This window comes from Paenibacillus sp. 2003 (assembly GCF_031455635.1).
Lineage (GTDB): Bacteria > Bacillota > Bacilli > Paenibacillales > Paenibacillaceae > Paenibacillus > Paenibacillus amylolyticus_B.
In genome coordinates, this window is record NZ_JAVDTB010000009.1 from 45,534 (window position 1) to 72,123 (window position 26,590).

25 protein-coding genes are annotated in these 26,590 nt (G+C 46.8%); 15 read left to right on the forward strand and 10 right to left on the reverse strand.

Features of this window, described 5'->3' with window-relative positions; translation table 11 throughout:
• Positions 1-52 precede the first annotated feature (52 nt).
• From J2X75_RS25415 to J2X75_RS25435, 5 genes are all read right to left on the reverse strand, one after another.
• Positions 53-2,458, reverse strand: coding sequence for an ABC transporter permease (locus J2X75_RS25415; RefSeq protein WP_310341470.1), 2,406 nt, complete (start codon positions 2,456-2,458; stop codon positions 53-55).
• Between the two features lie 2 nt (positions 2,459-2,460).
• On the reverse strand, positions 2,461-3,219 hold the full coding sequence (locus J2X75_RS25420) for an ABC transporter ATP-binding protein (RefSeq protein ID WP_310341472.1): 759 nt from the start codon (positions 3,217-3,219) through the stop codon (positions 2,461-2,463).
• A gap of 103 nt (positions 3,220-3,322) precedes the next feature.
• Positions 3,323-4,771, reverse strand: coding sequence for a sensor histidine kinase (locus tag J2X75_RS25425; protein WP_310341475.1), 1,449 nt, complete (start codon positions 4,769-4,771; stop codon positions 3,323-3,325).
• A 20-nt stretch (positions 4,772-4,791) separates the two neighbouring features.
• Positions 4,792-5,493, reverse strand: coding sequence for a response regulator transcription factor (locus tag J2X75_RS25430; RefSeq protein WP_036668131.1), 702 nt, complete (start codon positions 5,491-5,493; stop codon positions 4,792-4,794).
• A 216-nt stretch (positions 5,494-5,709) separates the two neighbouring features.
• A complete protein-coding gene (locus J2X75_RS25435; RefSeq protein ID WP_310341478.1) occupies positions 5,710-6,540 on the reverse strand; it encodes a helix-turn-helix domain-containing protein in 831 nt (276 codons plus the stop codon).
• Positions 6,541-6,951: 411 nt separating this feature from the next.
• Here J2X75_RS25435 and J2X75_RS25440 point away from each other — a divergent pair, with 411 nt between their 5' ends.
• Entirely contained in the window at positions 6,952-7,728 is a 777-nt protein-coding gene (locus tag J2X75_RS25440; RefSeq protein WP_210110083.1) for a sugar phosphate isomerase/epimerase family protein, read from the forward strand.
• An 85-nt stretch (positions 7,729-7,813) separates the two neighbouring features.
• A complete protein-coding gene (locus tag J2X75_RS25445) occupies positions 7,814-8,833 on the forward strand; it encodes a Gfo/Idh/MocA family protein (protein ID WP_124118195.1) in 1,020 nt (339 codons plus the stop codon).
• A 269-nt stretch (positions 8,834-9,102) separates the two neighbouring features.
• On the opposite strand, the gene J2X75_RS25450 is transcribed toward J2X75_RS25445, so the two are convergent.
• Positions 9,103-10,050, reverse strand: a complete 948-nt coding sequence (locus tag J2X75_RS25450) for an aldo/keto reductase (protein ID WP_310341484.1) — start codon at positions 10,048-10,050, stop codon at positions 9,103-9,105.
• Positions 10,051-10,070: 20 nt separating this feature from the next.
• On the reverse strand, positions 10,071-11,075 hold the full coding sequence (locus J2X75_RS25455) for a Gfo/Idh/MocA family protein (RefSeq protein WP_310341485.1): 1,005 nt from the start codon (positions 11,073-11,075) through the stop codon (positions 10,071-10,073).
• A 118-nt stretch (positions 11,076-11,193) separates the two neighbouring features.
• Here J2X75_RS25455 and J2X75_RS25460 point away from each other — a divergent pair, with 118 nt between their 5' ends.
• From J2X75_RS25460 to J2X75_RS25470, 3 genes are all read left to right on the forward strand, one after another.
• The gene (locus J2X75_RS25460; RefSeq protein WP_091019159.1) at positions 11,194-12,033 is read left to right on the forward strand and encodes an AraC family transcriptional regulator; all 840 of its coding nucleotides are present in this window, start codon (positions 11,194-11,196) and stop codon (positions 12,031-12,033) included.
• A gap of 106 nt (positions 12,034-12,139) precedes the next feature.
• On the forward strand, positions 12,140-12,547 hold the full coding sequence (locus J2X75_RS25465; RefSeq protein ID WP_017692155.1) for an RrF2 family transcriptional regulator: 408 nt from the start codon (positions 12,140-12,142) through the stop codon (positions 12,545-12,547).
• A 165-nt stretch (positions 12,548-12,712) separates the two neighbouring features.
• Positions 12,713-13,162 carry a nuclear transport factor 2 family protein gene (locus tag J2X75_RS25470; RefSeq protein WP_310341492.1) on the forward strand — a complete coding sequence of 150 codons (450 nt, stop codon included), beginning with the start codon at positions 12,713-12,715 and terminating at the stop codon, positions 13,160-13,162.
• A gap of 196 nt (positions 13,163-13,358) precedes the next feature.
• On the opposite strand, the gene J2X75_RS25475 is transcribed toward J2X75_RS25470, so the two are convergent.
• Positions 13,359-14,738: an MFS transporter gene (locus J2X75_RS25475; protein ID WP_307541992.1), complete on the reverse strand. Its 1,380-nt coding sequence runs from the start codon at positions 14,736-14,738 to the stop codon at positions 13,359-13,361.
• 205 nt (positions 14,739-14,943) lie between these two features.
• Here J2X75_RS25475 and J2X75_RS25480 point away from each other — a divergent pair, with 205 nt between their 5' ends.
• From J2X75_RS25480 to J2X75_RS25510, 7 genes are all read left to right on the forward strand, one after another.
• On the forward strand, positions 14,944-15,267 hold the full coding sequence (locus J2X75_RS25480) for an ArsR/SmtB family transcription factor (RefSeq protein ID WP_310341498.1): 324 nt from the start codon (positions 14,944-14,946) through the stop codon (positions 15,265-15,267).
• 142 nt (positions 15,268-15,409) lie between these two features.
• Positions 15,410-15,598: a hypothetical protein gene (locus J2X75_RS25485; protein WP_310341499.1), complete on the forward strand. Its 189-nt coding sequence runs from the start codon at positions 15,410-15,412 to the stop codon at positions 15,596-15,598.
• Positions 15,553-16,581, forward strand: coding sequence for a helix-turn-helix transcriptional regulator (locus tag J2X75_RS25490; protein ID WP_310341502.1), 1,029 nt, complete (start codon positions 15,553-15,555; stop codon positions 16,579-16,581). Before J2X75_RS25485 ends, J2X75_RS25490 begins: the two co-directional genes overlap by 46 nt.
• Positions 16,582-16,679: 98 nt before the next feature.
• Positions 16,680-17,678: a cysteine peptidase family C39 domain-containing protein gene (locus J2X75_RS25495; RefSeq protein ID WP_310341505.1), complete on the forward strand. Its 999-nt coding sequence runs from the start codon at positions 16,680-16,682 to the stop codon at positions 17,676-17,678.
• A gap of 23 nt (positions 17,679-17,701) precedes the next feature.
• Entirely contained in the window at positions 17,702-18,097 is a 396-nt protein-coding gene (locus J2X75_RS25500) for a hypothetical protein (RefSeq protein WP_310341509.1), read from the forward strand.
• A gap of 40 nt (positions 18,098-18,137) precedes the next feature.
• Positions 18,138-18,722 carry a hypothetical protein gene (locus tag J2X75_RS25505; RefSeq protein ID WP_310341511.1) on the forward strand — a complete coding sequence of 195 codons (585 nt, stop codon included), beginning with the start codon at positions 18,138-18,140 and terminating at the stop codon, positions 18,720-18,722.
• A gap of 247 nt (positions 18,723-18,969) precedes the next feature.
• Positions 18,970-19,161, forward strand: a complete 192-nt coding sequence (locus tag J2X75_RS25510; RefSeq protein ID WP_307542007.1) for an aspartyl-phosphate phosphatase Spo0E family protein — start codon at positions 18,970-18,972, stop codon at positions 19,159-19,161.
• A 60-nt stretch (positions 19,162-19,221) separates the two neighbouring features.
• On the opposite strand, the gene J2X75_RS25515 is transcribed toward J2X75_RS25510, so the two are convergent.
• Positions 19,222-20,100 carry a carbohydrate ABC transporter permease gene (locus J2X75_RS25515; protein ID WP_017692164.1) on the reverse strand — a complete coding sequence of 293 codons (879 nt, stop codon included), beginning with the start codon at positions 20,098-20,100 and terminating at the stop codon, positions 19,222-19,224.
• A 34-nt stretch (positions 20,101-20,134) separates the two neighbouring features.
• A complete protein-coding gene (locus J2X75_RS25520) occupies positions 20,135-21,055 on the reverse strand; it encodes an ABC transporter permease (protein ID WP_124118238.1) in 921 nt (306 codons plus the stop codon).
• A gap of 317 nt (positions 21,056-21,372) precedes the next feature.
• Between J2X75_RS25520 and J2X75_RS25525 the strand changes: the two genes are divergently transcribed.
• From J2X75_RS25525 to J2X75_RS25535, 3 genes are all read left to right on the forward strand, one after another.
• The gene (locus J2X75_RS25525; RefSeq protein ID WP_310341517.1) at positions 21,373-23,133 is read left to right on the forward strand and encodes a sensor histidine kinase; all 1,761 of its coding nucleotides are present in this window, start codon (positions 21,373-21,375) and stop codon (positions 23,131-23,133) included.
• A complete protein-coding gene (locus tag J2X75_RS25530) occupies positions 23,108-24,700 on the forward strand; it encodes a response regulator transcription factor (protein WP_310341520.1) in 1,593 nt (530 codons plus the stop codon). Before J2X75_RS25525 ends, J2X75_RS25530 begins: the two co-directional genes overlap by 26 nt.
• Before the next feature lie 120 nt (positions 24,701-24,820).
• Positions 24,821-26,473 carry an extracellular solute-binding protein gene (locus J2X75_RS25535; protein WP_310341523.1) on the forward strand — a complete coding sequence of 551 codons (1,653 nt, stop codon included), beginning with the start codon at positions 24,821-24,823 and terminating at the stop codon, positions 26,471-26,473.
• Positions 26,474-26,590 lie beyond the last annotated feature (117 nt).

The window sequence follows — 26,590 nt, forward strand, 5'->3', positions numbered from 1 at the left end:
AGAGTTTTGTTGAAATATATTGTCTTTTGTTTAAGTGTCTGTTTTCTACATGTTATTCAATGACAAGAATGCGCGGCGATGCCTGACGAATCACCTTGGATGATCTCCATGAGCCAAAAGCTGCTGCAAGGATACTCAGACAAGAGAAAAGTATAATCCCCCACCAATTCAGAACCAACGGAATTTGTACGATACCGTATCCCGAGAGCACCTTTTCAAGCAACAACGGAAGAAGGTACACGCCAGCAATAACCCCAAACATTGCACCGATCAGGGATAACAATATAACTCCCAGTGTAATAGAGGACCGAATACTGCCGGATGTCATACCAACCGATTTGTAGATGCCGTACGTCTTATTTTCTTTGCGAATGCTGATCCGGCAGGTACTGAAGATGATCATAAACGTAACTATGATGAATAGAAGACCGATCAGGGCCATGGGATATATGAGAATATTTGCAGCTTCTGTATAAACGGAATCCAGCAGCGTTTTTTGCGTGACAATGGATGCAGAGTATTTGAACTGCTCATTTAACTGGGCTGCAACTGCCCCTGCTTGTGAAGGATTGATGACATTAATAAATGCAACATCTATATCACTGTATCTCGGATTTACACTTCGAACCGCTTGAACGGTGATTCTCCCGGATACCGACATGTTGGAGATCGCTTGATAGATACCCGAGATGATGAACGTACGCTTTTCTCCCTCAATGTAGATATCGATAAGGTCTCCCAGATCCTTGTTTAACATCTTGGCAGCACTAACCCCGATTGAAATCTCATTTTCTCGTTCAGGGTTATTTCCTCTCAACGTCTCGAAGCCGAAATCCTCATAGCTTCCATCCAATACGCCTAGGTAAAGGCTAATAGACTGACTGGCTGGATTGCGCGAGGAAACATCTGAGGGAATAACTCCGGTAATGTTTCCTTGCCAGCCTACATTTTGGATGCGGGGATCTTCTTCAAGCACGTTTTGCAGCTCTGCTCTGGGAAACGTTGTTTTGTTCACCACCACAGCAGCAATGTTTGCATTGTCATAACCCCATTTAGCTGCAGTCTGATCGATTCCGGTAATGCTGGTCAGAACAACATATCCGAAGACAAGCACGGAAGCAGCTATGGACGTCAGCAATATTATTAAAACAGAGTTTTTGCTGTTTCTGATTAGACTGCGTAGGCCGATTACAAAAGAGATAGGCAGTCGACCAAACGAGGCCACATTTGCGAGTGGTGAATTCATTCGCTTTGCCATGGCTACGTTCTCATCCTCTGACATACCGTAGCGAATGGCCTGAACAGGCTCGATCATACGGGCTTTTTTGGCATAAAATATAACAAATACAATCACAAGGATGAATAACAGCAAACCTACAAGTATAGCTGCTCCAACACCCTCAACCGGAAGATCACTATTGCCTGTTCGCAGGGACGATACAGAGATGTTGATGATGAATTTAGACACCAACATACTCAGCGCAAACCCGGGAAGAACAGCGATGATGGACAGCAGGGAATATTGAATGACATAGGTGCCGATCGTTGCACGGGAAGTGAGTCCCAGCGACTTGAGGATACCTATCGTTTTGTAGTTAGCCAGAATAGCATCAGAGATGGTGAAGCCAATGGTGATGAGTGCAATCATCATCATGACGGCTCCTAGGAAAATCATGATGAAACCGACGATCTGGTTAATAATCAGATAAAAGGATGAAATACTTTCGAATTCCATTTTGGTTTCCAGAAGCGGAGCACCCGCCTCGTTTTTATAACGGTTCCAGTAACTGGAACTCATACTGTAATCGTCAAAATGGATGCCCATCATGTAATGCTCTTTTCCTGCAAGCGTACTAAAATCATGTTGGTAATCCGTACTGTTCATCCAGATTCTTGCCGTATTGGTGAACGGTGCGCCATAAGGAACATCAACAACAACAGCTGATACAGCGAGGTCAAGCGTGGTTGAGCCGGTTTTGAATTGAATGGTATCGCCAACAACAATGTTATGGCTATTCGCCAGGGACGTAGGAATCCATACGCTACCTTGTGCGGGAGATGAGCTTTCTTTTCCGGCAGCAAATACGAGTTTATCTACATCCCAAGGCGGCGGCGGGGTGTTCATCATATAGAGGTAAATGTTAGGAATATCCGTGCCGTCAAAGGTGATGCCTGATAAAGTTTGGTAAGCAAGTAAAGTCGAGATCTGAACACCATTCTGGGCGGCCCACCAGTCATGTACCGTTTGGGGATCATTCAGCCCTTTGTCGAACGTCAAGATCTGATGCGACCCGTTGGTTCGGCTGTGCATCTCATTGAACTGGTTGCCCGTATTAGCCAAAATGATGATGGAAGTACACACCAGAAGTGTGGACAACAAAATAAGCAGGGTAATAAACAGGTTTTGAACTTTATTTTTACTCAGATACGACAAGCTAAGTTTAAACATGACCACCATTGTTATTCCTTCCCCGTAACCAAAGCGAAGATAATCGCTTCACGATCCTGAATTTGATGTTCGTCATAGGTATCAAACTCAAGGATTCCGCCAATCTTGCCGTCCAAAATGTAGATCAGGCGATCTGCTCGACAGGCGGCCTGGATATCATGCGTCACCATAACAACGGACTGTCCTTTCCTGTTGAGATTCGTAAGGATATCGAGAACAGCTGTGCCGTGTTCCATATTTAAGCTTCCGGTTGGTTCATCCGCAAAAATGATATCCGGCGAATTGATCAAAGCCCGTGCAATGGCAGCTCGCTGCTGCTGTCCTCCAGAGGTTTGAGAGGGGAGGCGATCACGTTGTGCATTAATATCCATCGCACTCATCAGCTCATCAGCTCGGGATTGGATGTCCTTCGTTTTGTTTCCTGCAATATATCCCGGTAAAGCAATGTTCTCTTTGATGGAAAGGTCTGGGACCAGATTGATGCTCTGATAGATATAACCAATCCGGCGGGTACGGAAGTTGGACATTTCCCTTTCACTGTAAGCGTCAATCCGCTGGTCACGAAAATAGACCTCACCTGCAGTGATCTGGTCCAGTCCGCTTAGCAGATATAGGAGAGTTGATTTGCCAGAGCCAGAGTTACCCATGATGACCGTGAATTCCCCTTCATAGATATCGAGATCAACATTACGGATGGCATGATATTGTTCACTTCCGCTGTTGTACGTTTTGCACAGATTCTGTGCACGGATAATCACTTTTTTGGACAAGTCGAATCACTCCCAAGTGCAGTATAGGATTCATTCTAGAGGAGGGATGTTGAGGAAGCCTTATCAAATTATGAATAAAGTATTACAGCTGTGGAGTGTGGGCTCAGCAGATCGGCAGATAGAACCGGAAGGTTGTACCTTGTCCTTCTTTGCTAGTGAAGGAAATACGGCCTCCATGTGCTTCAATAATGCTTTGGCAGATGGAAAGCCCCAGTCCAGTACCCTCCTGCACACGTTGGTCTGCCTGGCTAACCTGGCCTCTAAAATAACGCTGGAAAACAAACGGCATATCCTGCACACGTATGCCCTGACCCGAATCGGCGATGGTCACTTTCAAGTGCCCGGATTCCAGTTCCGTGGCTATACGTATCGTGTCTCCCGGAGCTGTATGCTTGAGAGCATTGGCGACAAGATTGGAGATCACCTGTTCAATTCGGATAGGGTCGATAGCGATTAACGCATTGGGAATGTGGTTGGACTTGGGCCCGTCATAGACGAGACCTCTTGTAAGTATTACATGTTCAATCGGTTTCAACATGGCATCGAGTACAGGACCACTGTACATTTCACGGGGTTCCACCGAAATTTGCCCCAATTCCTGAAGTGCATGAACCAGCAGATCCTCCACAAGGCGTGCCGTTTTATCCGTATGGGTCCGCATGACTCCCATATATTCCATCAGCGTCTCCTGATCGTTGCATAGTCCTTCCTCAATAGCTTCTATGTATGCTTTTATCGTGGTAATTGGTGTTTTAATGTCATGAGATATATTGGTGATGAGTTCTTTTTGTGCTTGTTCCTGCTGAATACGCTGCTCGCTCATATGTTTAATCTCCGTGCGCATTAGATCAAACATGGCATATACTTCGAGCAATTCATCGTTCCGGTTATACTGGATTTTTTCTTCATAATTGCCTTTAAGCATGGATTCCGCATGTTGCTTCAATTGATGGATGGGAGAGAGCAGGTGTTTGTCCAGTTTTCGTTTCATCCAGAATAGAAATAAGCTCAGAACCAGTGACAGGAGCATGAGTGCGCTAATCAATATAACCGGAAAAGTCATCGGTTGCTGAACCGTAACCATCGCTTGGGGGATGGAAAAGATGGCATTGCCGATCTGACTTCCCATCGGTCCGTCCATCACGGGAAACGCAATATCAAGCGTATCGTTACCGTCCGCGGCCTGCGTGGCATGATGCAGATCATAATGGAGAGCTGAACGCAGATTAACTTGCGTCCCTTCAGAGGTGGGGTCGGAGGACAGAATGACTTTTCCATCCAAGTTTAGATAGGTAAGCAGAACCCCGGTCTCTCTGGCGGTGGAACGTATGACTTCACGAATATTTTGTTCATTAAGATGCTGATGATTTTGCTCCAAAGCGAGTAAGATCGGATTGACCTTGAGTCGAACCTGATTCAGGGACAGATTGGATTCGCCTGAATTTCGATCTTGTAACAGCATCATCGACAGTGCAAGGATACTTAAAACGATAATAATGAGAAGCCCAAGTGTTGTTAACAACCAGCGTTTGGACCAGCTGTTCAATGACATGTGGGTGCCTCCAATCTCACTTATTCGTAATTGAATTTGTAACCGACACCCCATACCGTCTTCAGAACGGTTGGATGCGAGGCATCTGCCTCAATTTTTTCACGCAGTCTGCGAATGTATACGGTTACGGTATTTTCATCGCCGTAGGTTGCATATCCCCAGATGGCGTCGAGCAACTGGGCTTTGGAGAATACCTGATTCTTATGGCTTGCCAGATAATGAAGTAATTCGAATTCCTTGGCAGACAGAGAAACTTCCGATCCGTTCAATGTAACTTTATAGGCTTTTTTATCAATCACCAGGTTTCCAAGATGCAGTAGATCTGTTCTGTCTCCAACGGATGTCATGCTGTCATAACGCCTGAAGTGGGCATTAATCCGTGCTAACAGTTCGCTCAGCGAGAAGGGCTTGGTCATATAGTCGTCTGCTCCAAAGCCAAGTCCAAGTACCTTATCGGTATCACTGCCTCTGGCACTTAGAATAAGGATGGGGATATTGTTGCGCCTTCTGATCTCTCGACAGACCTCGATCCCGTCCATGTCCGGAAGCATAATATCCAGAATGATGTAGTCTGGTTGAATAAGCTCCATAATCTGAAGTCCATCTTGTCCAGTGGCTGCCACGGCGGCTTCATATTGATTTTTGGTTAAATAATCTCGTAGAATGCGCGAAATATCTGATTCATCCTCGATGATGAGGACTTTGCGCTGGTGGGTTAGCATATGTATCGCTCCATTATGATAGATGTGAATGGGTAAGATGACAGTCTTTATAATTGTACAGTCTTGTTCTGTGGGAGTCACATGAAAAAATATTGAAGTGAACTTCATTCATGTAAAAAACGTTCTAGCTTCCAGTCGTACTGAGAGTTGGTCACAGTTTAATGTATCAAAATAACCCATGAACCTCTTAAGGTCATGGGTTTCTGATACTGAACATCATACATGCTCCAGATCATCGATAGGCTCATGCTGTCTGGATTTGAGATACTCCGCCGGAGACACACCGAAGTGCGCCCGGAATACCCGGTGGAAATAGGAGTAGCTCGCAAAACCACAGGATTCCGCAATATGCTCTAGTGTCATTTCACTGTATTTCATTCGTTCCAGCGCCGCATTCAGACGGATCTCAATCGCATATTGAATCATGGTCTGATTGTAGTGCTCCTTAAATAAACGGACTGCACGTGACAGGCTGAGGCCCGCATAACGAGCCGCTTCATCAAGCTTGAACGTAACCGTGGCATGCTCCTCAATAAAACGTTTTAACTTCAGCGCAGAGGAAACTGCACGATCGGTCTGAATATTCTCTTTAATTGCCCGGTCGATATACAGACATAATCCGCGCAGTAACGCATCCTTTAGCTCTGCATTTTCCTCAAGAGGTCCGCGACGTTTCTCAAGTAACATATTTCTCCACAGGCTGATGAGTTTATCATCAAGTCCAATTCGGCTCACGGTTGATCGATGCTGTCGTTTCCACCAGTTCTCGATCCAGCTGCCCTCGCAGAACAGATAATAGTCTCCACTAGACAAGCGTCCTTCCTTATGTGGTTCATCTACAACGAGATGATAGTCGTCACCAGGCTTTAAGAGCAGCAAGTCCCCGCTCGTCATCCTGAATTCTTCATCTTGTACATACACCTTGCACGAGCCTTCAGTCTGCAGACGGAACAGATAGGTTTGCAACTCGCCCCTCATATTATGTGTGAACGCCTTATAGTGGTATGAGTAGTCACAGATCAGTACAGATGTCTCTAACGTATCCAAATAAAATCCCCCAATATGTACATCCTTTTACATCATAAGTTTAACTTAACATTTACACGAAAACGGAGAGGACAGAAAGAACCTGAAGAAACGAAGTTAAAAGCTTTCTGAAAGAAAGCTGCATCGGAAGCATAAACTCGCCTTTATCTCCGGATTTTATCCTTTTGAAAAGGAAATCAAAAAAATCTGGGGATAACAGCGATCGGAAGGTTGCTCTGTCATCGGAGTGCCAGTGTAAATATCTTCAGTTGAAATGGGCTACATTCAATTGATGCAAAATGATGGAAATAAAATTTGATCAGATAGTTCATGTTCTGACTATATTGTATATGTTCATTCTAGCCTGTTTTGCGTTAGGATGATACCAGATAGAGCAATGAAAGCAAATTTGAGAACAGAGGTGTATCCTACATGAAAAAACTTAATATTGGTTTGCAATTGTTTACACTCCGTGATGAAACTGCAGCAGATTTTCGTGGTACGTTGCGTAAGGTAGCGGCCCTTGGATATGAAGGTGTGGAGTTTGCCGGATATGGCGATATTCCAGCTGAGGAAATGAAAGCGCTACTAGATGAACTTGGACTGAAAGGATTCAGCAGCCACGTTTCACTACATGCGATGCGCGAAGACTTGCAGAAACAAATCGATTACCTGAAAACAATTGGTGCACAATATATCATTTGCCCTTACCTGATGCCAGAAGATCGTCCTGAGAATGCAGAAGGTTGGACCAAGCTATTCGCTGAGTTACAACAATATGGAGCTGAAGCAGCGAAACAAGGATTGATCTTCGGTTACCATAATCATGACTTTGAATTCCACGGCCAGGTTGGCGATGCCAATGCCTTTGATGCCATGTTCGCTCAAACATCACCGGAAGCGGTAAAAGTGGAAATGGACGTATGTTGGGTACAATTTGCGGGACAAAATCCGATCGAGTATATTAATAAATATGCGGGTCGCTTGCCGCTGCTTCATCTGAAGGACTTTAGCAAAGACGAACAGGGCCAGATGAAAACACTGGAATTGGGACAAGGTTCGGTTGACCTGCCAGCTGTTATTGAAGGGGCTACGAATGCAGGCGTGGAATGGCTGATCGTGGAACAAGACGTATGTCAGAACCCTCCGCTTGAGAGCGTATCCAACAGCTACAACTGGTTGAAACAGAACTATTTGAACCAATTTTAATCTAGCATTTTGCATAATCCAAAGAGAGAATTGAATCGAATTATGAAAAATGCTGAATCTTATTTGTCAAAGGAGACTTATGTACATGAGTAAAATTAAAGTTGCTGTATTCGGCTGTGGAGCCATTGCCGAGCGCAGACATATTCCAGAGTACGCTGCCAATGAGAACGTAGAACTTGTCGCTTTTGCCGATCCGATTGTGGAGCGTGCGGAGAAGATGGCTGAGACTTACGGAGGTAAAGCGTACTCCAGTTACGAAGAATTGCTTGCAAACGAAACGGTGGATGCCGTTAGTGTGTGTACACCAAACTATCTGCATGCGCCAATGGCGATTGCTGCTGCAAATGCAGGCAAGCATGTGTTGGTTGAGAAACCAATGGCAGTATCCACTGAAGAAGGCGAGCAAATGATCGAAGCTGCCAAGAAAAATGGCGTGTATTTGATGGTTGGACACAACCAGCGTTTGATGCCTCCTCACGTAAAAGCAAAAGAAATTCTCGACTCCGGCAAACTCGGTAAAGTCCTTAATTTCCGTACATCATTTGGTCACCCGGGTCCGGAAGGCTGGAGTGTGGACGGAGCTGAAAGCTGGTTCTTCCGTAAAGAAGAAGCGATTATGGGCGCAATGGGCGACCTGGGCGTGCACAAATCCGACTTCATCCGTTATCTGCTGAATGATGAAGTATCTGAAGTGGCTGGTTTCATCAGCACACTGCACAAGGAAGGTACTAAAGTTGACGATAACGCAACTTGTTTGCTGCGTATGAAGAGCGGAGCGATCGGAACGCTAGTAGCAAGCTGGACACAATACAGAGCTGGAGACAACAGTACAGTTCTGTGGTGCGAGAATGGTGTTATGAAGATCGGAACAGTGGAAGGCGATGAAGTTATCGTTGAACTGACCAATGGTACAGTTGAGACGTACAAAGTTGGTGCCATGGCTACCAACGAGAAACAAGTGCCGAGTGGTGTAATTGACGCATTTGTAGAGTCGATTGTAACCCAAACACCTCCAGCGATTTCTGGAGAAGAGGGCTTGCGTTCCCTGCAAGTGATCTTGGCAGCATTCGAATCCGAGAAAACAGGTCAGATCGTTAAACTGTAATCCATACGAAGGATAGTGCAATTTCTAACATTCTATATGGCTTAATCTATGATATAAAGGACTTATCTTCAGAGAAGTGTTCTGGGGTAAGTCCTTCTTTATTTGTTCCCAGACAAGTGGGAGAAAGTGAACAGGGATACGGTAATTGTGCAATAGGGTTTACAATAGTGGATCGCTTTTACACAACAGAAAAGGCTGATATTTTGCGCTATCGCGTAATATCAGCCCCTTAGAGTCATTAAAATTAATGATAGAATGATTAACTTTCTTTAGATGCCAGCCGGTACATCACTGCCCAGATCCAGCCATGTTATTTCAGCAGGAGTCAGCGTGATGCGGGAACCTTCGTCACAGGACAGCAGCTCCGCCTGATTCTGGGCACCGATCAGGGCACAGGTTGGGAACGTTTGATTCAATACATAAGCGAGTGCAATCTGAATGGGTGATGTTTTCTTCGAATTAGCCAATTGTTCAGCCCGATGCAACCGTTCCCAGTTGTCATCACTGTAGAATACACGCACCAAATCTTCGTTATCCCGAACTTCAGGTGTGAATCTTCCAGTGAAGAAACCACGCGCTTGGGAGGACCAGGATAGCAATGGTAGTTTGGTTTGTTCATGCCATGCCAGCGTCTCTGCATCTGCTGACACACAGCCTTCCCAGAACGGTTCGTTTGCTTTGGCGAGACTGAGATTTGGACTACTGAAGGTGAAGCCTTTCAGGCCATTTGCCGCAGCGTACGCATTGGCTTCCTCGAGCCGCTGCCAAGTCCAGTTGGAGGCGCCAATTGCGCCGATTTTACCGGATTCAATATGTTCGTTCAGTGCTTCAAGAATGACACTGACAGGGGTATTGGGATCATCCCGGTGCAAGGCATACATCTCTACGTGATCTGTCTGAAGACGCTCCAGACTTTCCGTCAGGTCACTGCGGATGGCATCAGCGTTCACACGTGGTCCATTCTGGTCATGATGCGCGCCTTTGGTGAGAATGACGATCTGGTCGCGGTTACCACGTTCCTTCATGTAACGACCAAGGACTTCTTCACTCTGTCCACCACAATAGATATGTGCTGTATCTACAGTGTTACCGCCAATCGACAGAAAAGCATCCATGTTCGTAGCTGCTTTATCGTAAGCACTATGCACGAAATAATCGGTTCCTTTAATCAATCGGGAGACGCGTTTGCCTGCACCAGCAATTTCGATATATTCCATAAGTCAGTTCATCCTCTCAATTATAGTGTAATTCGTGTACGTTCTTCCGCTGAACGAAGGCAAGCTTCCAGCACTTTCATATTAGCTACCGCATCAGAAGGGGCGAAGCGCAGATCCTTGCCCTGAAGTACGGCACGTGCTATGTCATCTCCCTGTAGAGCGTAGTGGTTCACTTGCGGAACTTCAATCTCTTTGCGTTCACCGCCAGCCGTTACATAGAAGTTGGAACTGCGGTCCTGACGACCGATAAAGGCCGACGGCACCTCAATGATGCCATCAGAACCTAGAACTTCGAGCGTGTTGCGGAAGGCTGCCCACATGCTGCTGTCAAACGTCACGCCAACGTGATTGTCGAATTCCAGCAGTCCGGAAGCCATCATATCGACCTGATCATGCTGTGGGGAGAACATGCCAATAACGGTAACTGCACTTGGTTCCTGACCAAGTAGCAGACGTGCTACGCTGATGGAATAACATCCGATATCATACAGTGCACCTCCACCCCACTCCTTCCGAAAGCGGACATTGCCGGATGCATTGGAGTTATTAAATGAAAATGTGCTGTGCATACCACGGATCTCACCGATCTCACCGCTGGCGATGATATCCCTGATCTGCTCATAACGTGGATGATGACGGTACATGAATGCTTCCGCGAGATGCACACCTGCATCTGCACAAGCTTGAACCATCTCCTGAGCTTCCTGTTCTGTCAGAGCCAGTGGTTTTTCGCATAAAATATGTTTGCCTGCTTCAGCAGCCCGGATCGTCCATTCCCGATGCAGATGATTCGGCAGTGGGATATATACGGCATCAATGGAATCATCAGCGAGCAAAGCTTCATAACTGCCATAAGCCTTGTCGATCCCAAGTTGTTCGGCCGTCTGTTTGGCTTTATCTTCGTCTCGACTGGCAATCGCGGTTACTTCATTCAACTCGGATTGCTGCAGGCCTGGAATGACGGATTCCACAGCAATGCTAGCGCTACCAAGAATGCCCCAACGCAATTTTTGAACTGAATTCATGTGTTGTATCCTCCTGTGTATGAATGTATATTGTGATTATAAAGAATAGACCAATGAATTAAAATGATAATATATTGAGGTTAGTTAACACAATATTGTTGATCAAGGAGAACCGGCTATGATGAGACAAACCGTATTGCTTACCCTGCAGGATATTCCATATTTTTGTTATCCCGAGTCCGTTGGACATTATATGGACCATGTCCAGCATTCCGTGTTGCGTGAGGCTGGCGCACTGAACAACTTTAATATTCACTACGTTGCTTCGGGCAAGGGATATGTGGAAGTGGACGGGGTGGTGCATGAGCTTCGCGCAGGTCAGGCGTTTCTCTATTTCCCGCAGCAGCGGCAGCATTATTATAGTAGTGAAGATGATCCATGGGATGTACGATGGGTTCATTTTTACGGTGAACGTCTGCATGATTATATGATCGAGCGGGGGTTACACCGCAATCTATTGTGGACACTGCGGCAACGCAGCTCTTGGGAAGAGGCTCATCTGGCCTTGCTCACTGAAGCGGAACAGAACACAATGCTGCGTCCGGCTCAGCTATCCACACTGACCTATGCCGTACTCGCCGAGTTCGTGCAGCATGCAGTACCTTTAAAGAGCACACGTACCACAAGTAAGGCGGAGAGTCGGGTTCTTGCACTTCTTCCACAGATGCAACAAGAGGCCTGTCAACCTTTCCTGTTACAGGACTGGGCGGATCTCGCAGGTGTGAGTTCGTATTACTTTTGCAAAATGTTCAAGAGTGCTGTGGAGATGACGCCCATGGAATTTATCACTCGTTCACGACTACAGATGGCGAAGCAATGGTTACTCGAACGGCCTACGGCCAACATTGGACAAATCGCGGAGGAAGCGGGGTATCCCAATGCCAGTTATTTTAATCGCCAGTTCATGGCCCATGAGGGGATGACACCTACGGATTACCGCGGATTGTATCACAATTAAACCGTATCCTTTCGATGTTGCCAGCGCTTTAGGTATAGTGGTTTGACAGAGAGCTCAATCAAGTCTATTATGGATAAATTAAATCCGTGTATAATGAGGTGCCCTCATGAAATATTCAAAAGCAACAAATTATGCTTTGCATACGATGCTTCATCTTGTAAGCACTGCTCCTGAGCAGCTGGTTAGTGTACACCAACTTGCAGAATTGCAGAAGGTATCACCAACCTATCTGTCCAAAATATTGACGAAATTGGTTAAGGCGGGCATGATCGAATCGACTTCTGGCGCCAATGGTGGCTACCGGCTTAGTCGTAAAAATCCGGATCCTTCCTTCTTGGAGATCATTCATGCGATTGAAGGTCAGGCATCCTTGTTCGAATGTTCCCAGAATCATAACGCAGGCTGTTTGATCCAGCAGGTGATGGTGCAGGCGGAAGAAGAGATGGAAAGTTTTTTGAACAATAAAAAAATGTCAGAACTGGCTTCCCAGATGAAGGGTGCACATTCCCTGTAACTTGCACTAGAAGTGATCTTTCCCCAACCTCGCGAGAGGTAAGGAAAGATTTTTTTGTATCGTTGTACCTACTAGAACCCGAATGGTACAATAAGGAAGGTATAGTATGCATACATACATGATCCTAATCTTACATCACATTTTACATCTCTGGAGGGACAACACATGAGCCAATCAACGATCACAGGACTGGAACAATTGCTCGCGCTTGAAAACATTAGGAACACCAAGGCGCGTTATTGCCGCTATATTGATACGAAGAAGTGGGATACTTTGGGCGATGTGTTTGCTCCGGATGCAGTGGCCGATTTCAGCACAGAGGGCAATCCAATTCCGGTATTAACAGGCCGTGATACGATCGTACAAGTATTCCGTGATCTGGTGGATGTTGCCGTAACCGTGCATCATGTTCATAGCGCCGAAGTTGAATTTGTATCTGAGAACGAAGCAAAGGTCATCTCCCCAATGGAAGATTGGGTCACGTTCCCGGAGGGCAATGAGAACAAATCCTTCCACGGATTTGGGCACTACCACGAGACTTTTGTCAAAATCGACGGCCAGTGGTACATCAAACATACAAGTCTGAAACGTCTTCGTTTGGACCTGTTTGAATAGTATAATCAGTATAGAAGAATATAGAAGTTGATCAACCGTAAAATAATAGCCCCGAGGAGCGTGATGAACGCGTCCTTGGGGCTGTTTTGTGTTAGTGGGATAGGGCAGCTGACACATGCACAGAAAAATGGGATAGAAAAAAGCCAGGTTCAGAACCCGAGGGTCCCTTCCTGACTTCTTTTGGTTAAATATAATGTTAAATCCGGTTACTTGTTTTCGTGACTTTCCGTGACTGCATTCTTAGATACACCTGAGAGAAAATAACCGATGCGACTGCGACCACAGTCATGCCCCAGAAAATATTGGTGTACGCTGAGGATAACGGCATGTTTTGCATCGCCGTTAATGCTACGCCAGTAACAGCAACGCTGAAGGCACCACTGAAGAACTGACTGAGTTGGAACAGTCCCATACCTGCGCCCACCTGATCCATGGTCAGATTGCCAGACAATTCATTGGAGACGCTGGTGGTTAGGGAAGAGAAGCCAACGCTGAGCAGGACATAGACAGCCATAATGGCGTAGATGTTATTGTCTGCAAATAAGGCGAACAATCCGGCAGCGGCCAGTAGCAACCATGGTGCAAACTTCAGCAGCAACGTATTGCCATGTCGGTCAATCATACGGCCGATCCGGTTGGACAGCAGCATTGACACGACTGCACCCGGGAAGATGACGAGTCCTGATTGAGCAGGGGTCAGTCCATATAGATGCGCCAAAATTTGAGGTAACAGGAACAACGTCGAGAAGTTATTGATGTACGATACAATCCCCAGCGAGCTGAGCATCATATATTTTTTGTCTTTGAACAAAGCAGGTTGAACAAATGGATCTGCCGCGCGCCGAATTCGGAGCCAGAACAGAAGCAGTGCCGCAGCACCGATAACAAGCGTGTACCACTGACGGGAAGTCAGGAATAACAGCACACCTGTAGTACCGATGGCGAGAAGCACGGCACCCAGCAGGTCAAATGAACCTTTTTGCGGTGTTTCCCGCGGAAGCAGTTTGAAGAATACAGGAATCAAGAATAACGTTAATCCCGTAACGATAAACAGGTCATGCCATCCCAGAAATTGTGTAATACTTCCGCCGATGACGGGACCAAGTCCAAGCCCCAGTGAACTGGCGGACATGATGACAGCCATCGATTTACCCCGGCGATCATTTGGAATGTAACGGGTAATCAGCACAATGGCAAGTCCAGGAACAGAAGCAGCCCCCGCAGCCTGAATCAGACGTGCAATAAGCAAAATGATGAAGTGGTTACTAAAGAACCCGAGAACGGATGCTGCACCAAGTAACGTAAGCCCGGTCGTGAATAATGTACGAATGGGTATGAAATCCGATAGACGTGAGAACGTAATCGAGGAGATGGCAAATACAATGGAATATCCTGTAACAATCCAGGAAGAAGCGACGGATGTAAGCATAAATTCGGCTGCAATTTTGGGCAGGGCCAGATTAAACATCATTGTATTCATAACAACGAGTACAACGGTGAAGCCAAGCAAGCTTACAATTAATCCTTCTTGTATTCCGGTCCGTTCCCCTGATGATGCGGTTGCGGTGTTGTTCATAAAAACCTCCTAAAGTGATGTGTATTTCGCAACATTTCAGAAACGGTGTGTAACATTTGCAAAATGTAGTATGATGTCAATCCCGTGCCTGACAGCAGGGGTTACATAACGAAATCATTAAAGTTCGATTGGTATCGAACATTAGAAATATATCATGGATGTGTGTTAAAATACAATGGATAGTCTGAGAAAAGGGGACTACAGTATGAAAATTTTACATCATCCACAGGTGTCAGATATTGAACTTTCCTCCGTATTGTATGCGTTAAGCGACCCGACCCGTCTTGGGATTGTTGTGGAAGCAGCGAGAAGCGGGGAACAGCCGTGCAGTCATTTTCATGCACCTGTTGTGAAGTCAACGAGGTCACACCACATTCGAACCCTGCGGGAAGCCGGAGTTATTCGGGTCAGAGTGCAAGGCACCCAGCATTTTCTCACTCTGCGGTCCGATGATCTGGAAATGCGCTTTCCAGGACTCCTGCAACCGTTATTGCAGGCCGCATCTCAGTCGAGCACAGATCCTTCCTAAATGTTGTCCTTTCTTCAGGTCGAAGAGGGGACATTTTTATTTTCTGAAACACCTCTAATACTGCTGCGACATTCTGTGTCGTACCATGCCCTCTATAATAACGGTGAACACACAAACCATATCGAAAAGAGGTTCACTACCATTGGCAAAAACCAAAAGAGGACGCATCTTGTGGAGTCTTCCTTCCAGAGGCCGGGGAACATGCCCGGTATGCAGCAGTACCCGAATTAAATTGTTGTATACGCGAACGAAAACAGACGGTACAAGTTTGGAGGTATGCAAGAAATGCTTCAAAGCTGTGCAATCCAGAGTGGATATGGCACACGTCTGACATATCAGGCCTGTTCTTCGGAACAGGCCATGTCTTTTGATATAATAAGTGAATTAGGACCGGAAGAGATCGGGGACGGGAAGATGAGTAATATGCATCGGATTCACTGGTTTGACGAACAGATTCGGGGTGGACGTTTTCCTAACAGCAGCTGGCTTGCTCGTGAATTTGAGATTTCTCGTCGTCAGGCTCAGCGTGATATTGAATATATGGCAAACTCCCTGCGCGCCCCCTTGGTATATATGGCGAAATATCGGGGCTATTGTTACGAGGATCAGACCTTTCGATTGCCCCATTTATATATGACAGAAGAAGAGCAGCGTGTGCTGAAATATTTGGCACATCGTTACCGGCATTATGATTATGATCAATCGGACGCGGTGAAACGTGTAGCGCATTTACTGGAGCGTTTTACGCTGGAGGAACAACAGATGGGAAGTAATGAACTTCCAGTGTTTTCGGCGCAACCGAAGCAGCTGCAATCCTTTGAATTATTGTCCCATGCCATAACTGACTTGCGCAGAGTGCATATTCATTACAGGGATCACGATGGAGAACGGCAGTTTTCCTTGTGTCCATTAAAGATGATATCCCAGTTTAACGCCGATTACGTGGTGGGTTATGAAGCAGATCCTGTTCAGCAAGTGGCGATTCGCTTGGAGGGCATTGTTCATGTATCGATCTTGGATGAGAGATTTGAGTACAGGTCAGATGCCCTCCTAGGTGGATGGGAAGAACCACTGCCTGTGCGTAAACCGTTTGTAGCTGAGATTCGCTTGAAGGAATTGCAGCAAATGGACCTATGGCAAGGGTATCGTATCCAGGCTAGGCACGATCAGATTTATTCGATTGAATTTTATGACACGGACGCTTTCTTGCAGCATTTGTTTATTAGCGAATGGGAAGAACTTTTGTCTCCTGGGTGGCTTAGACGCAAGCTTCAGCAAAGAGCAGAAGGGTTGATCCACAGGCTTGGAACATAGAGTGAGTCTGTAAACAGGCAACAAACGAGCAGATGCAGAGCAAGCTGCTGTTTCTCGTAAATACATCAGGAAAACCACCATGGAGAGGAGCTTTTTCTTTGGCTGAAGTCGTGTTAAATAACCTCATCATGAAGCGGGAGTCCAAATCGTACGTGGATAGTCTGCATGCGATACTAACCCATACAGGCCAGTTTCAAGGTTCCAAGGTTGTACTTGCCGGATATACGGGCATGGCTTTCAAGCTGTCGGTGCATCGCAGACTACTTCCCATGTCGGTTACAGCGTATGGACAATGGGGGGAAGCACATCGTCCGGGGGTCGATAACCTGGGAATATTTACGATCTGGGATGGGGGACGTACACGTCATTCCACGTTTGGTTATTACCAGCAGGATGCAGTGAATTGGGTGAGACGGAGTATTGATGAAGGAACTGGTGTGATTTACTGGATTCCTGAGTTCGGTGTTATTCATGGATATGATGACAGTGACCGCATCTTTTATGTGCAGGACGGATGGAGCAAGGAACCGCAGATTTTGTTGTATGACAATTTTGGCTTAAACTTTACCGGATTTTGGTATTGTCAGGTGTTTGGTGATCAGGTCCGCATCCCTGAACAGCAGATGCTGCTGGAATCCCTGAGACTGGCGATTGAGGATTGGGATCTTCCCTATCGTCTGTTACCTGATCAGAATATTGCTTCAGGTAGAAAGGCATATGATGTGTGGGTGCAGGCCCTGCGGAGTGGGGATTTCGATGAATCCGGTGCAGGCTATATCTTGGAATCCTTCTGCCATTCGCGAACCGAAATAAGGATGTATTTGCAGGGTGTTCGAGAGATATGGAACGAACTGGACCATGCTTGTGCATGTTATGAACAGCTTGGGACGTTAATTGACCAAATGAAAGGATATATGGTTCAGCAGGAGAATAGACGTGTCTTGCGACCAGACACCACAGAAGATTTAGCACAGGTACTCGTGAAGGCGAAAGCATTGGAAGAGCAGGCTATTGATTATTTTCGAGTGATATCCAGGAAGTATCCTGACCGTAAAAGGTCCACTATACCACGGTGGGGAGCACATTCAGCACGATAGAATGAGGGAGGAAGGAGTGACGGATGATGGCAGCCAAAGTATTGCAGGACTTGATTCGCTTCCCGCAAGCCCCAACCTTTGCTGATGCACACCTATCATGGAACGGTGTGGGTTCGTATACAGATGCGATGTACCGCATTATATTGCACACACGGTGGATGGATTTCCCGCGCCACATGATTGCAGGTATGACGGCAAGTGCATTCCGATTAGTGGTGGATCGGCGTCTGACCGCAGAATCAATCTCGGCATACAACTGGATGGCAGAGAACTTTGTGGCGGCTGATTTTCTTGGCGTAACAACGGGACAACATGGTGGATTTTCATTTGAACCGACTTTTCCGCTCTATCAGAAGCAGGCAGTGCTTGACATCAAGGCGTCCATTGACCGGGGAATGAGGTGCGATTCTCTGGCATGATCAATTTGTCATTGCTGCCGGATATGATGAGGAGGAGCAGGTGCTGTTTATTGGAGAAAGTGAAGGACATGAAGTCATTCGTCTGCCCTATGATTCATTTGGCAGGAACAGTACACCATACTGGTACTATCAGGTGCTGGAATCTCATGAATCTGTGGATCTATGGGAAGTTTGCAAGGAATCATTAATCCAGGCCGTGTACAAATGGGAAACCCATGACTATATGCTGCCACCCCAAGATTACGCCTGTGGGGCGGCTGCGTATACGGTTATGGCTGCTACTTTGCAGTCTGGAACATATGACACAGAACAAGCGGTAACTGTACTGCGCTATTATGCCAGATCAAGACTGGACATTGCCTCTTATGTTGCAGGGCTGGAGTACCTATCAGCTCGGATGGTTTATGTCATGCGTGAGTATGCATTGCTCGCAGAACTGTATTCGGAGATTGTTGATGTAGTTAATGATTCAATCTCATGGAATACGAAGGAACCAGATTGTGTGCAAAGGGTAATTGAGCTTATCCGGAAGGCAGGGGCTACGGAACAACGTGCCATTGATGCCATTAAACATGCCTTTCCAGAGACGATAGGCAATCGTTTTAAGGATGTTGGATTAAGATGAACGGAGCATGATAGAGAAAATTGAAAAACTCAGCAGGAATAAAACCGGACAAGCCGCAGCCGATCCGGTTTATTTGTATTGAACATATATGCACATCAACTCATGTGATCCACGCTAATAATAACTTTTACAAGAAAAATAACCAAAATTTTAATTTTGGGGTAATCCAAATCCCCTCTTGTTCCGAATATTATATTAGATGGTCTTTTTTGGATGATGATATTCAAGGACAACAGGGGGCGGGAGTATGGTACATAATCCGGAAACCATTCAGGAATGTATCGAACATGCACGGCAAAGGCTCTACCAGATTGCTGATCAATATGCAGAACTATGGCATCCGGAGGTTATTCGTCAATCCATGGTGCTGGATGAATTGATTAATGAATATAACAACGCTATTCGCGGCAGAAAAATTTCAAAACAACTGAAATCATGAGCTATAGAATGCACTTATAGAACGAAAAAGAATCCCATAACGGGATTCCGTGTGTTTGCCTTACTCTTTTACCGCCCCGAGCACAATTCCCTTTACGAAGAAACGCTGCAAGAACGGATATACGAGCAGAATCGGCAGAGCGCCAATAAAGATCTGAGCCGCGTTCACCGTACGTTGAGACATGTTCTGGAGCTGCGTTGCATCCACGTTCATGTTGGAGAAATCCTGCTGTACGATTATGGTCTGCATTAACGTGGCGAGTGGATATTTGGAAGCATCATTCATATAGATCAGCCCGTCGAACCAGGAATTCCACTGACCTACCATCGTGAATAAAGAGATCGTCGCAATTGCTGGCATGGATACAGGCAGATAAATTTTGAACAGGGTCGTGATATGATTGGCCCCATCAATGAATGCGGCTTCTTCCAGCTCTTTTGGAACATTGCGGAAAAAGTTCATCATGAGAATCAGGTTCCAGACAGCCACCGCCCCCGGCAAAATGAGAGCCCACATCGTATTAATCAGTCCAAGCTTCTGGATCAAGATATAAGACGGAATTAATCCCCCGCTGAACAGCATCGTGAAGATGAAAAACCACGCATATAATGAACGTCCCTTGAAGTGCAGACTTTCCTTGGATAACGGATAAGCCGTCAGGAAGACAAGTGTCATACTGAGCAGTGTGCCCAGAACCGTACGCTGGACTGAAATCCAGAGTGCACTGAGAAAGTTACTGTTACCAAATGTTTTGGTGTAGGCGTCCACCGTAAAATCAATCGGCCAAAGTGTCACCAGATTGGCGGATGCTGCCGCCTTACCACTGAAGGAAACCGCCAGAATATGGACCAGCGGCAGGATGCACAGGATGGAGACGGCCGCGATGAATATCAGGTTGAAACCATTGAATATACGGTACCCGGTTGTTTTGTGATACACCTTGATTCCTCCTTAATGCATTATGCTAACCCTTTTAGAAAATACGATAATTGGCGATTTTGTACGCCATCCGGTACGCAGAGATGACCAGGAACATCGCGACAAATGATTTGAATAGTCCAACAGCGGTCGCAAAGCTCATTTTGCCATTCAGAATTCCCATCCGGTAGACAAAGGTATCGATAATATCGCCTTTCTCATATACCAGCGGATTGTACAGGTTAAAGATCTGGTCAAAGCCTGCATTCAGGATATTGCCCAGTGATAACGTACCCACTACGATAATCATCGGCACAAGTGCAGGCAGGGTAATATGCAGTGTCTGTCTGAGTCGTGTTGCTCCATCTACCTCCGAAGCCTCGTACAGTGCCGGGTTAATGCCCGCAAGTGCTGCCAGAAATACAATCGTTCCGAATCCAAACTCCTTCCATACATCACTGACAACCACCGTTACACGGAACCAGTCGCCATCCCCTAGAAAGAAAATTGGTTCAACACCAGCCGCCGCTAACACCTGGTTTACCAGCCCACCTTCCGGTGATAACATATCGAGCAGAATGCCGCCCAGGACAACCCAGGACAGGAAATGGGGCAGATAAACCAAGGTCTGTGAGAAACGTTTGAACGTGGAGTTCCGAACCTCATTCAGTAAAATGGCGAACACCACAGGGGCGATAAGTCCGGCCACAATTTTCATTGAAGCGATCAGTACCGTGTTCCAGATGACCTGAACGCTGTCGGGATATTCGAACATGAACCGGAAGTTGTCCCAGCCCACCCATTTGGAGCCAGTGAATCCCAGCCACGGTTTGAAATCCTGAAAAGCAATAATAATGCCGCCCATAGGCACATAGGCGAACAGTAAAGTGAGCAGTACAGCAGGCAGCAGCATCAGATGCAGCGGCCATGTACGTTTGAAATTCCAGCGGGTACGTTTGCGTGGATGGGGTGTCATTTTTCGCACCGGCGTATTGGTTGTTAACGGTTGTTCCATAGCCATCAGGTCCCTCCTTTATCTCGTCCAGCTCCGGCATGATGAGGCGAGCAAGCCTCTGCGCAGAGTGGAGCAACTGAATTATAGCAATGGAAAAGGGTGGACTATAGAACAACATTTCAATGCGGATGTTGAAATATTAACTTGTTGATGGAAACAGAGAATTACAAGTTGCAGGAAAGCGGGCGAATATAAAATCATATAGAAATGTAAGGGTTTTCAATATAAAATAGGACTTCGGTGTAGAACGACTTCAAATTCAGGGACAGGGTGAAACGATGAAATTCACAGTATTTGCGAAAACGGTCATTCTCTTAATCTGCCTGCTCGTACCCATTCTGCTGCTCTATACGTATGCGAACCAGGCAAATGTGGACATGGTCGTTGAAGAGAAACAACAGTCGAGTCTGAACCAGTTCAATTATTTCAGTTCCCAGGTGGATAAAAATATCGAGCAGCTCTCGCTGTATGGCCTGACATTGCTGCGAGATCCGAGTATCCTGCACTACCGGTACATGACGGACTCAACCAGCCAATATGAGAAAAACAGCATCTATCTGGATATTCTCGACAAATTATCATTGTACCAGTCCACCAGCCGCTGGAAGAACGATATTACCATTGTGCTGCCACAAGCGGAACTTGTGTTATCCACCATGTCCAGCCGGACGGTCTACGATGAAAAGATGTTGACGTTCCCGCAACCTGGCCAATGGCAGCTGGAGCAGGGGAGTTTCACCTACTTTTTCACGGATAACTACGAGTGGAATGAAAAACCGGTGAACACAGGCGTGCGAACGGTGATGGAGATTAATTTTGACCCGATGAACGTGGTCGCCATGCTGGATGATTTCAAAGAAACGCAGGGAGGAGATCCTTTCTTGCTAGTACCAGGTAATGATCCGTTGCTGAACCGTACGGCGGACCACGAACTGGTCGAAGCGATTATGCGTGATATCCCCTTTAACGGGCCGGAGAGAGAAGGAAATCATCAGCTGGAGGTGGGCGGTAAACAATATCTGGTCAGTTACGTGCACTCCAAACAACTGCAAGCAGTATACGTGAACCCGGTGGTATTGGATGATTTGTTAACCCCGATGGACAAGAGCCGAAATATGTTTATTACCTCCATATTGTTACTGCTCGTGCTCAGTATCGGGGCCGCACTGCTTTTGTATCGAAAAGTTCAGGTGCCCATCCATCGTTTGATGAGAGGGTTGCAACAGATTCGCAAAGGGCAGCTGTCCACACGGATTCCGGTCGATCACTCTCGTGACGAATTCGCGTATCTCACCCAGAGTTTCAACCATATGGCGGAGCAGATTCAGGAATTGATCGAGAAGGTATACGAGGAACGTATTCGCTCACGGGAAGCGACATTGAAACATCTGCAATCACAGATCAACCCACATTTCCTGTACAACTGCCTGTTTTATATCAAAAATATGACCCAGCTTGGCAACCGTGAAGCGGTTATTGCCATGTCGCTAAGTCTGGGAGACTACTATCGCTACATTACGCGGGGCGAGAATGACATGACAACAGTTGAAGAAGAGATCCGGCTGCTGAACCATTATCTGTCCATTCAACAGATGCGGACCAACCGGCTGACTTACGAGATTGCCGTACCGCAGCAACTGATGCAGCTCCACATTCCGCGGCTGCTCATTCAACCCATCGTAGAGAATGCAGTGATCCACGGCATCGAACCGATGGAAGGCAGTGGGCATGTCGTCGTAACGGGGATGGCGGTACCCGAACATATAGAGGGTCGCAAATATACAAGATATAGCCTGTTTGTTGACAATGACGGTGTCACGCTAACAGCGGAAGAGATTGCCGAATTGGAACGGGAGATCAATGAACCGATGGGTGAGGAGATTGGAACAGGGACGTGGAATGTGCACCAGCGTCTCGTTACGCGATATGGGCTGTCGTCCGGGCTTCATTTTGGAGCGATTCCTTATGGTGGACTTAGTGTAGAAATTCGATGGTTTGAGGAGGAACAACCGCATGATGAATCTGATGGTCGTGGATGATGAACATTCCGCAGTAGAGTCGATCGCTGTCTCCATACCGTGGAGAGAACACGGGATTGGTCAAGTATTCAAAGCTTATTCAGTCAAAGAGGCACTGGAACATATGGCATCACATCAGGTCCATATTATTATCACGGATATCCGCATGCCGGGTCTGTCCGGTCTGGATCTGGTCAGTCACATCCGGCAAAAGTGGGAACAGACCAAATGTATTATTTTATCGGGGCATGCTTCCTTCGATTATGCGAAGCAGGCGCTCAAACATGGGACAGTCAGTTATCTGCTCAAACCGGTTCGGGATGAGGAACTGATCGAATCCGTGCAGCAGGCCGCTGTGCAGATTCGGCTGGAGGGAGAGAAACAGTTGCTGCATCAGCGGGCCATGTATTCGGTAAGGGAACATCTGCCCGAGAGGCGTGCCGAGCTGATGAAGGATGTACTGTTAGGACATAAATTTGCGGATGCTGAACTCGAAGGCAAGCTGGAGCAATTGGAGATTGGGTTCCGCCCACAGGATAAAATGCAACTGCTGCTCATTCGTTATGATGACCATCAACCCACACATAGAGCATTTCGACTGATGAAGTACGCCATCTCAAATGTGGTGGAAGAGATCTACGGCAGTACTTATCATCTCTGCCATACGGATGACGCCTATGATGATCTGGTCTTTATGGCCAGCCCCAAACAAACCCAAGCCGAACCGGAAGTGCTAATGGGACGACTTGGAGAACGGTTGCTTCACAGTGTGAGGCAGTATCTGAACGCGACCATTTCCCTGTCCGTTAGTCGTATGGGGCGTTTCCCAGATCAGGTGCCTCAGCTATATCATCAAGCCGTCAGTGCGCTTCGCAAGCAGGCCGAGGCAGGCAAAGGACTACATCTGAATGCGGCGGCAGGAACCAATGGGGCCACGTTGAAGTCTCTTGCAGCGCTGTATGAACCGCCGGGTCTGACGACGTTACTGGAAGCCGGACGCATGGAGGATGCACACCGTAAGATTGATCAGATCTTTGCCGAACTTTCGAACAGTGTGTTTCCGGAACATGTGTATGTGGCTTTTCATTATTTGGCGGCGGCATTCTCATATATGGCTCACCGGGAAGGAAGACAGTTAGCCGAAGTGCTTGGCGAGCAGTACCAGCAGCTGCTCAAGGATGGTTATGGCATCTCGCTGCGTAGTCTGGAAACGTGGACTCGGTCTGTGATGCAGCAGTGGGCCGAGAGCACCAGCGATGCGGGACAGGATGCCGGATCCACGCTGATCAGGCAGGTGCAGCAATGGATTGACCATCATCTGGGGGAGGATTTATCGTTGCAGGTCATTGCCGGAGAGGTGCATCTGCACCCGGTATATCTGTCAAAAATGTATAAACAATCCACAGGGGAAGGCATTAGTGATTACATTATCCGTTCCAGAATGGAACGTGCAGTTCATTTGCTGAAACATACGGCGATGAAGATCTATGAAGTCGGTCAGGAAGTGGGGTACAATAACACGCCTTATTTCATTCAGGTGTTCCGCAAACATTATGGACTGACCCCGCAGGATTTTCGGAACGGTTAACAAATCGATATGAACATTGAAATTGTGATATATGTTTGCCTCCCCGGCTGCACTATCCTTTTCATGTAAGGTGCATTTGGCACATAAGGGTATCCAAGTTACCTGAGGAGGGGTTAGTTCATGTATAGAAAAATGATGACAGCATTGCTCGCAATCACGATGGTTGCCGTAACGGCATGTAGTTCGGGGGCCAAGGAAGAACCGGCGAAGGAAGCCGCTGCACCACTTGCTCTGCAAGACGGGAAATATGAACCGGCGGTACAGATGAGTTATTTGCGGGCCTGGAATGATGACACGAAGTTCAAGAATGGGGAAACGGCACAGAACAATGTGCATACGAAATGGGCCAAGGAACGACTTGGCATCGATCTGACCACGCCATGGGCTGTATCGGTGACCAATGATGCATTTTATACGAAATTACGCTTGTCTCTGTCTGCTAACGAAGAACTGCCGGATATCGTATCCATTCGGGGAGACTACAATCTGGTCCGGGAATTAATTGAGTCCGGCAAATTTGCGAATGCAGGCGAGCTATTTGACAAGTATGCTTCGGACACATGGAAACAGGCATCCGAATCTGCACCGGAAGAATGGTATCCATACATGTATGAGGGCGAGCGTTATGGCATTCCAATCTTCGATTATGCGTACAACGGCGATTCGGTCATGTTTATCCGGGAAGACTGGCTGAAGAAGCTGGGACTGGAAGAACCAAAAACCATGGATGAGCTGGTTACGGTCATGGATGCTTTTACAAATCAGGACCCGGATGGGAACGGCAAGAAAGATACGTATGGTCTGACCGTGGGCATGAAAAATGCGCTCAATACCTGGATGACGGAATCCGGCTGGATCTTCGGCATGTACAACACCATGCCTGGACAGTGGAATGATGCCGGAGACGGAACACTGCAATATGGCTCCATTCAGCCAGGTGTGAAGGAAGGCCTTGCGACAATGAAAGATTGGTTGTCCAAAGGTTACCTGCCCAAAGAAGCAGGCGTCTATGACGAGATCAAGGCAGCAGAATTGTTCACCGCAGGTAAAGCAGGCATTATCGTGGGGCCACACTGGATGCCAAACTGGCCGATTGATGATGTGAAGAAAAATGTGGACGGTGCCACGTACAAGGCCATTGCCTTACCTACAGGACCAACAGGCGAGAGCCACCAACATGGTTCTGGTGCAAGCAATGGGGTGGTGCTGATTAACAAAGACATGGCGAACCCGGAGATTTTCTTCACATATCAGAATTATCTGTTCGACAACTTTGCTAATCCGGAAGTGGGCAGCGAGTTCGAACATGGCTTCGCGCAAGGATACGACTATGACATCGTGGATGGAAAAGTTGTTGGTGAAGCTGAAGTGAAGGACGGCGTATCACCCCTCAAATATACAATTACGTATGATGGTGCCCGAATTCCGAATCTGATGATGGATACACTGGCGGAACTTGCGAAGGGCAAAGAGCCTGAGACTCCTTTTGAGAAAAATACGAAAATTGCCAACAAACCCGAAGTATTTGCAGCCGCTGAAGTGGTCGTTGCGAATAAAGATAATGCGATCAAGAACAAGTTCACGGGAGCTCCAACCGAGACAATGAAAATGAAGAAGGACGCGATCGACAAGCTGGAGAAGGATACGTTCAGCAAGATCATCTATGGTCAGGTGGGCATTGAGGAATTTGATGCGTTTGTGACAAAGTGGAAATCCATGGGCGGCGATGATATTACCGCCGAAGTAAACGAGTGGTATAAAACAGTTAATTAATTTACAAAGCAGGGTAGACTGATGAATTCATCAGTCTACCCTGCTTTTTTTGTCTCGAATAACATTTATGGAACAATAGAGCCTTTGGAGTTATAACTAACAATCTATATCATACAT